The organism is Candidatus Nebulibacter yamunensis (genome assembly GCF_024208055.1).
Taxonomy (GTDB): Bacteria; Pseudomonadota; Gammaproteobacteria; order Francisellales; family Francisellaceae; genus Caedibacter; species Caedibacter lacustris.
The window spans coordinates 1-1,331 of record NZ_JAMBMW010000053.1 but is presented as its reverse complement, the minus strand read 5'-3'; the positions used below and the strand labels follow the sequence as shown (position 1 = coordinate 1,331).

Here is a 1,331-nt window from a genome sequence, read left to right as displayed (position 1 = left end):
GCTCAACGGCGCGGTCGATAGCTTTTTGCGCCTCTGCCCCGTCCAGGCCGCGCACGGCGGCAATGAAAGCGAGGAAGGCTTGCACGCTCATGTCTTCATATGATGGTGCGCCTTCGGGCATGTAGCCCATGGCCGCTTTCACCGCCGTTGGATTTTCGACAACATCCTGGCCGCAGACTTTGGCCGTGCCGCTGGTGGGGGTTAAAAACCCAGCAATCATCCGCATGGTCGTGGTCTTACCCGCGCCATTAGGCCCCAAAAAGCCCAGCACTTCGCCTTTGGCGACAGATAAACTGATGCCATTTACAGCCGTAAATCGTCCGAAGGTTTTTACGAGACGGTCAACTTCAACCATCGCCGTCATGCCCAACCTCATTCTGTCTGTTGTTTCTCTATTGATATGACCCGCGCCCGGTCTGGGCTGCGGGGCGTGACGCTACTGCGCCGGTTTCTGGCGCGCAAGGCTTCTGGCGGCTTTGTGAAAAACCCGTAATCTTGAATAAGATCATCCGCTTAATAGCCTCGGGACACCCGGCTTTAAGCGTCCTTTGGCGGGCTGACGCTGTCGACGGACGGGGGGCGCGCGGAATGACGTGGGTCAAGGGCGGCCCCTTTCTCCAGCAGCCCACATATATCTGCGGTCAGTTGCTCAAGCCGCGCCATGGGGGCTGCGGCCTCTGTCGTAATCGGCTCTGAATCGCTATCCGCAAGCCAGCGCCGGATTTGCCCCATCTGCGTCTTCATGTCAGCGGCAATATCATGGAGATTACGCGGCTTGGGGCTAAATCGTTCGGAGACAGCGCGAACGTTGTCAATAAACAGATGCATCACCTGCGCCAATGTCGGGTCTGCCTCTGCGATTTTGCTTTCTATTGTGCTGCGCGCAATCAAGGACAGCGTGCAATCTTCCAACGCGACCGCCGTGGCCCGGCGCGGCGTGCCGTCGATAATCGCCATTTCGCCAAAGAACTCGCCTTTCTGAATACGCGTGATCGGAACTTGCTTACCGCCGATCTCGCGATAGATGGCAATGCTGCCGTTGGCCAGAATATAGGCTGCTGTCGCCGGATCACCCTGCTTGAATACCACCTGCCCTTTAGCCACAGGTAGAATCTCCAGCACCGGCTCATCAATCACATCAGTGGGCGCATCGGCGGGCGAGCGCCTGATTTCTTCGCCTTTCGCAAACTGCTCGCGCTGTTGTTTTAAATAGTTTTCGGCCGCTTCGCGCGTTTCTTTTTCCAATTGCGCGGGCGGAACATGCGGTTTTACCGCCATCATAACCGCACGCGTCAATTTGCGGATCAGTTTCAAATCACGGTCTGTCGGCG

General features: G+C 57.2%; 2 protein-coding genes. Both read right to left on the bottom strand.

Annotated features, from left to right (window positions below):
• Positions 1-364, bottom strand: a 364-nt coding sequence (locus M1V25_RS10225; protein ID WP_498843217.1) for an ATP-binding cassette domain-containing protein, incomplete at its 3' end; no start/stop codon positions are given.
• A 173-nt stretch (positions 365-537) separates the two neighbouring features.
• The coding region (locus tag M1V25_RS10220) for a cyclic nucleotide-binding domain-containing protein (protein WP_498843216.1) at positions 538-1,331 on the bottom strand (794 nt) is incomplete at its 5' end.